Origin of the sequence: Curtobacterium sp. PsM8 (genome assembly GCF_030433875.1) — a bacterium.
In the GTDB taxonomy this organism is placed as follows: domain Bacteria; phylum Actinomycetota; class Actinomycetes; order Actinomycetales; family Microbacteriaceae; genus Curtobacterium.
In genome coordinates this window covers 1-5899 of sequence record NZ_JARUXD010000121.1, presented here as the reverse complement: position 1 = coordinate 5899, position 5899 = coordinate 1, and the positions used below count along the sequence as shown (strand labels likewise).

Here is a 5899-nt window from a genome sequence, read left to right as displayed (position 1 = left end):
CCGGCGGGGGCCCCCCCCCCCGCGGCCCCCCCGGTGGCCCCCCTCCCCCCCCTCCCCCCCCCGGCCGCCCCCCGCCCCCCCCCCCCCCGGCGCCGGGGCCCGTCGTCGTTCGCAGTGCCCGTCGTCGTTCGCGGGGCCGGATGGGGGACCGAGTTGACTCGTGCGGCGCGAGCCGGGGAGCCGGCCGTGTCTCGTACGCGGGTCGCGTCGCGCGGCGGGGCGTGCCTCCAGGCCGGCGCAGCAGTACCGACGCACCCTTGGACGGTGAGCGGTGAGCGGTGAGCGGTGAGCGGTGAGCCTTGCGCTGGTGGGTCCGCGGTCCGGACAGGACGGGTCGCTGTCCGGGAGGCGCGGATCACCCCACACAGACGGCTCCGGTGTCGACGTGTTCGGCCCCACAGCCGCGGACGGCCGAGCCGGATCAGGCCCGGACGGCGTCCCGACCGGCACTGGACCGGGTGGAGAGCACGACCGCGGTCATCGCTGCGACGAGCAGGCCGGCGAGCACCATGTGGGTGCCGACCAGGCCGACCGGCAGACCGGTGCGCGCCTGGGTGAGCCCGACCGCGATCTGGACGAACTCGACGACGAGCAGCAGCAGGACGCTCCGGCTCGAGATGCCGAGGCGGACCGCACCGATCACGAGCACCAGGGTCAGCGCGAAGGTCGCGTAGGCGGGGATGGCGTGCAGGTGCTCCATGAGCTGCGTGTCGAAGCCCGTCCGGTGGACCGCGCCGCCGTCGACACGCTCACTGGCACCGGCGTGCGGACCGCTGCCGGTGGTGAGGATGCCGATGAGGACGGTGAGGGCGACGGCGACCACGGTGCCGCGGACGACGTCGAAGTACCAGCGCGGCACGATCCGGTCGCGGACGCGGGGGCCGTTCACCGAGCGGTAGACCAGGGCGGCGGTGATGCTCGTGAGCACGGCCGACACGACGAAGTGCAGCCCGACGACGAACGGGTTGAGGCCCGAGATGACCGACACGCCGCCGATGACGGCCTGGACGGGGATCGCCGCGCCCTGGGCGAACGCCAACCAGAACAGCTCGGGACGCGTCTTGCGCATCCGGACGACCGCCAGGAACATCGCGATCGCGACGACGACCAGCACGAAGGTCAGCAGACGGTTGCCGAACTCGATGATCCCGTGGATGCCCATCTCGGGCGTCGACACGAGCGAGTCGGTGGTGCACTTCGGCCAGGTGGGGCAGCCGAGTCCGGAGGCGGTCAGGCGCACCAGGCCGCCGGTGCCGATGAGCACGACCTCGACCACGAACGACGCCCAGGCGAGGACCACGACGCGCGGGTCGACGGTGCGGGGGAGCGACCACCAGGGGGTCGGGGTCCGGACGTCCTGCTCGACGGTTGGTCCGACGCGAGTCACGAGGGTGGTGCCTTCCTGTTGTTCCGGGCCCTGGACCTGTAGGATTCGAGGGTTCAGCAGCAGTCAAGTCTAGGCAGGCGCCGGCTCCGAATGGGCCGTGATCGCCGATCGGTCCCGCGACTGCGTGGGAACATCGACGTTGCGAGGCAGCAACACCATGGGACGCCGTGTCGGCGGCCTGCGGTGGAATGGTGTCCGACACCACCGGGTTGTACCGGAGACGCTGTTGCGAGAAGGAAACGAGGAGACCATGTCCGACGTGCTCATCGACCGTCCAGAACTCGAAGGGCTCGGCCAGTACGAATTCGGCTGGGCCGACTCCGACGCGGCCGGCGCCTCTGCGCGCCGTGGCCTGTCGGAAGAGGTCGTCACCGACATCTCCGGCCGCAAGGGCGAACCCGAGTGGATGCGTGCGAACCGGCTGAAGGCGCTGAAGCTCTTCGACCGCAAGCCGATGCCCTCGTGGGGCGCCGACCTGTCGGACATCGACTTCGACAACATCAAGTACTTCGTGAAGTCGACGGAGAAGCAGGCCGAGTCGTGGGAGGACCTCCCCGAGGACATCCGCACCACGTACGAACGCCTGGGCATCCCGGAGGCCGAGCGTCAGCGCCTCGTCGCCGGCGTCGCCGCGCAGTACGAGTCCGAGGTCGTCTACCACCAGATCCGCGAGGACCTGGAGCAGCAGGGCGTCATCTTCATGGACACCGACACGGCGCTGCGCGAGCACCCGGAGCTGTTCGAGGAGTACTTCGGCACCGTGATCCCGGCCGGCGACAACAAGTTCGCTGCCCTGAACACGGCCGTGTGGTCCGGCGGCTCGTTCGTCTACGTCCCGAAGGGCGTCCACGTCGAGATCCCGCTCCAGGCCTACTTCCGCATCAACACGGAGAACATGGGCCAGTTCGAGCGGACGCTGATCATCGCGGACGAGGACTCCTACATCCACTACATCGAGGGCTGCACCGCCCCGATCTACAAGTCGGACTCCCTGCACTCGGCCGTCGTCGAGATCATCGTGAAGAAGAACGCCCGCGTTCGGTACACGACGATCCAGAACTGGTCGAACAACGTCTACAACCTCGTCACCAAGCGTGCGATCGCCCACGAGGGCGCGACCATGGAGTGGATCGACGGCAACATCGGGTCCAAGGTCACGATGAAGTACCCGTCCATCTACCTCGCCGGCGAGCACGCCAAGGGCGAGACCCTGTCCGTCGCCTTCGCCGGCCCCGGCCAGCACCAGGACGCCGGCGCGAAGATGATCCACATGGCGCCGTACACGACGTCGTCGATCGTCTCCAAGTCGATCGCCCGTGGTGGCGGTCGTGCCGGGTACCGCGGCGAGGTCCGGGTCGACCCGGGCGCGCACCACTCGGCCAACACGGTCCGCTGTGACGCGCTGCTCGTCGACACCGTCTCGCGGAGCGACACCTACCCGGCGATCGACATCCGTGTCGACGACGTGCAGCTCGGCCACGAGGCAACTGTCTCCCGCGTCAGCGAGGAGCAGCTGTTCTACCTCATGTCCCGCGGCATGGCCGAGGACGAGGCCATGGCGATGATCGTGCGCGGATTCATCGAGCCCATCGCCCGCGAACTCCCGATGGAGTACGCACTCGAACTCAACAAGCTCATCGAGATGAGCATGGAAGGATCCGTCGGCTAGATGTCCAGCACCACCCCTCCTCCCCACATCGACCAGCCGACGGAGCCCGCGAGCACGCTCTCGTCGGGCGGTACGGACCAGCACGGCGCCCGGGCGCACTCCGACGGCGGCTGGGACACCAAGGTGCCGGTGCAGACGCGTTCCCAGCGGTTCCGCTCGGGCGACGTCAGCGCCTTCCCCGCCGTCACCGGCCGAGAGGTCAACTGGAAGTTCGCGCCGCTCGCCAAGATCCAGCCGCTGCTCGACAGCACGCTGGACGGCTCGGCGTACCCCTTCCTCGCGACTCAGTCCGCGGGCGCTGACGTCGAGTGGGGTCGCAGCGACGACCCCCGCGTCGGCGGCGCCGGACTGCCGGAGGACCGGGCGGCTGCCGCTGCCTGGAGCGCGCGTGACGCCGTCCTGGCGATCACCGTGAAGGGCACCGACGAGCACGAGTTCATCACCGTGACCCGCTCCGACTTCGGCACGCAGCCGCGGGCGGCGCACACGGTCATCACCGCCGAGCCGCACGCGCAGGGCATCGTCGTGATCGACAACCGCGGGTCGGCGCTCCTCAGCGAGAACGTCGAGGTCGTCGTCCGCGACGGCGCGCGCCTCACCGTCGTCACGGTCCAGGACTGGGACGACGACGCGGTGCACGTCTCGACGCACTTCGCCGAGGTCGGCCGCGACGCCTTCCTGAAGCACGTCGTGGTCTCGCTCGGCGGTGACGTCATCCGCGTCAACCCGTCGACGCACCTCGGTGCGCAGGGTGGCGACGTCGAGATGTACGGCGTCTACTTCGCCGACGCCGGCCAGTACATCGAGCAGCAGGTCTACGTCGACCACGACGCCCCGAACACCCGCAGCCGTGTCAACTACAAGGGTGCGCTGCAGGGTCAGGGTGCGCACACGGTCTGGATCGGCGACGTCCTCATCGGACGCTCCGCTGCGGGCACCGACTCGTACGAGCAGAACCGCAACCTGGTCCTGACCGAGGGCACGCGCGCCGACAGCATCCCGAACCTCGAGATCGAGACGGGCGACATCACCGGTGCCGGCCACGCCAGTGCCACCGGTCGCTTCGACGACGAGCAGCTCTTCTACCTGCAGGCCCGTGGCATTCCGGAGGAAGAAGCGCGTCGTCTCGTCGTCCTGGGCTTCCTGGTCGAGGTCATCCAGAAGATCGGTGCGCCCGAGCTCGAGGAGCGGCTCATCGCCGCCGTCGAGCAGGAACTCATGGAGGGCCGGACGGTCCTCGCTGCGCCGGTCGCCGAGGCCGCTGCCGTCGGGTCCGCTCCCGCTGGGGTCGACGCCTGATGGCCGAGAAGGTCTGCGCCGAGAGCGACATCGCGGTGGACAGCCCGATGCGCGCGGTCGTCGACGGCACCGCCATCGCGATCGTCAAGGACTCGGCCGGCACCGTGCACGCCATCGGTGACACCTGCACGCACGGCGACATCTCGCTGTCCGAGGGCTTCGTCGAGGGTGACTCGCTCGAGTGCTGGGCGCACGGCTCGCAGTTCTCGCTGACGACCGGCAAGCCGAAGAACTTCCCGGCGTACGAGCCGGTGCCGGTCTTCCGGGTCGAGGTCCGTGACGGCGACGTCTACGTCGACGTGCACGACCCGGTCCCGGTCGCCTGAGCGCGAACCCACACTCTTCCCGCGGCTGACGCCGCACCACAGCTGCAACCGAAGGAACGCAATGTCCACTCTCGAAATCCGTGACCTGCAGGTCGCCATCGACACCGACCAGGGTGTCAAGGAGATCCTCAAGGGCGTCGACCTGACGATCAACGAGGGCGAGATCCACGCGATCATGGGCCCGAACGGCTCCGGCAAGTCGACCCTGGCCTACACGATCGCCGGGCACCCGCGCTACCACGTCACCGGTGGCTCGATCACCCTCGACGGCCAGGACGTCCTGGCGATGAGCGTCGACGAGCGCGCCCGTGCCGGCATGTTCCTCGCCATGCAGTACCCGGTCGAGATCCCCGGCGTGACGGTGTCGAACTTCCTCCGCACCGCCAAGACGGCGATCGACGGCGAGGCCCCGGCCCTCCGCGGCTGGATCAAGGACCTCCGTACCTCGATGGCCGACCTCAAGATGGACCCGGCCTTCGCCGAGCGCAACGTCAACGAGGGCTTCTCCGGCGGCGAGAAGAAGCGCCACGAGATCATGCAGCTCGAGCTCCTCAAGCCGAAGTTCGCCGTGCTCGACGAGACCGACTCCGGTCTCGACGTCGACGCGCTGAAGATCGTCTCCGAGGGCGTCAACCGGGCCAAGGCGGCGACCGGCCTCGGTGTGCTGCTCATCACCCACTACACGCGCATCCTCCGCTACATCACGCCGGACTTCGTCCACGTGTTCGTCGCGGGCAAGATCGCCGAGCAGGGTGGCCCGGAGCTGGCCGAGCGTCTCGAGAACGAGGGCTACGACCGCTACGTGCAGGCCGCAGCCGTCGCACCGGCGGAGTGACGATGATCACCACACTCGCACCGGAGAAGTTCGACGAGGTCGTCGAGGGGCTGAAAGAGGTCCAGGACCCGGAGCTCGGCGTCAACATCGTCGACCTCGGGCTGATCTACGACCTGGCCTGGGACGACGAGGCCACGGCGCTCATCATCAGCATGACGCTCACGAGCGCGGGCTGCCCGCTGACGGACGTCATCGAGAACGACACCGCGAACGCGCTGGACGGAATCGTCGACGCGTTCCGCATCAACTGGGTCTGGATGCCGCCGTGGGGTCCGGAGCGGATCACCGACGACGGCCGCGAGATGATGCGCGCGCTCGGCTTCTCGATCTAGCCACGCGACCACAGAACGGACGGGAGGCCCGGTACCAGCTGGTACCGGGCC

General features: G+C 69.1%; 6 protein-coding genes. 5 read left to right on the top strand and 1 reads right to left on the bottom strand.

Going from position 1 to position 5899, the window contains the following annotated elements; genetic code table 11:
* Nucleotides 1-421: 421 nt before the first annotated feature.
* Nucleotides 422-1387: a COX15/CtaA family protein gene (locus QCD68_RS16775; protein WP_111073532.1), complete on the bottom strand. Its 966-nt coding sequence runs from the start codon at nucleotides 1385-1387 to the stop codon at nucleotides 422-424.
* A 250-nt stretch (nucleotides 1388-1637) separates the two neighbouring features.
* Here QCD68_RS16775 and sufB point away from each other — a divergent pair, with 250 nt between their 5' ends.
* The 5 genes from sufB (at nucleotide 1638) to QCD68_RS16750 (ending at nucleotide 5848) form a co-directional block, all read left to right on the top strand.
* The gene (sufB, locus tag QCD68_RS16770; RefSeq protein ID WP_110902235.1) at nucleotides 1638-3056 is read left to right on the top strand and encodes a Fe-S cluster assembly protein SufB; all 1419 of its coding nucleotides are present in this window, start codon (nucleotides 1638-1640) and stop codon (nucleotides 3054-3056) included.
* A complete protein-coding gene (gene sufD, locus QCD68_RS16765; RefSeq protein ID WP_301223840.1) occupies nucleotides 3057-4355 on the top strand; it encodes a Fe-S cluster assembly protein SufD in 1299 nt (432 codons plus the stop codon).
* A complete protein-coding gene (locus QCD68_RS16760) occupies nucleotides 4355-4681 on the top strand; it encodes a non-heme iron oxygenase ferredoxin subunit (RefSeq protein WP_374609630.1) in 327 nt (108 codons plus the stop codon). The genes sufD and QCD68_RS16760 overlap by 1 nt, the downstream gene beginning before the upstream one ends.
* Before the next feature lie 61 nt (nucleotides 4682-4742).
* Entirely contained in the window at nucleotides 4743-5516 is a 774-nt protein-coding gene (gene sufC / locus QCD68_RS16755; RefSeq protein ID WP_111073529.1) for a Fe-S cluster assembly ATPase SufC, read from the top strand.
* Nucleotides 5517-5518: 2 nt separating this feature from the next.
* Nucleotides 5519-5848, top strand: coding sequence for a metal-sulfur cluster assembly factor (locus QCD68_RS16750; RefSeq protein WP_111073528.1), 330 nt, complete (start codon nucleotides 5519-5521; stop codon nucleotides 5846-5848).
* Nucleotides 5849-5899 lie beyond the last annotated feature (51 nt).

Coding starts and splice junctions, on each gene's coding strand:
- sufD (WP_301223840.1), top strand. CDS start 3,057: ATGTCCAGCACCACCCCTCCTCCCCACATCGACCAGCCGACGGAGCCC.
- QCD68_RS16750 (WP_111073528.1), top strand. CDS start 5,519: ATGATCACCACACTCGCACCGGAGAAGTTCGACGAGGTCGTCGAGGGG.
- sufB (WP_110902235.1), top strand. CDS start 1,638: ATGTCCGACGTGCTCATCGACCGTCCAGAACTCGAAGGGCTCGGCCAG.
- QCD68_RS16760 (WP_374609630.1), top strand. CDS start 4,355: ATGGCCGAGAAGGTCTGCGCCGAGAGCGACATCGCGGTGGACAGCCCG.
- sufC (WP_111073529.1), top strand. CDS start 4,743: ATGTCCACTCTCGAAATCCGTGACCTGCAGGTCGCCATCGACACCGAC.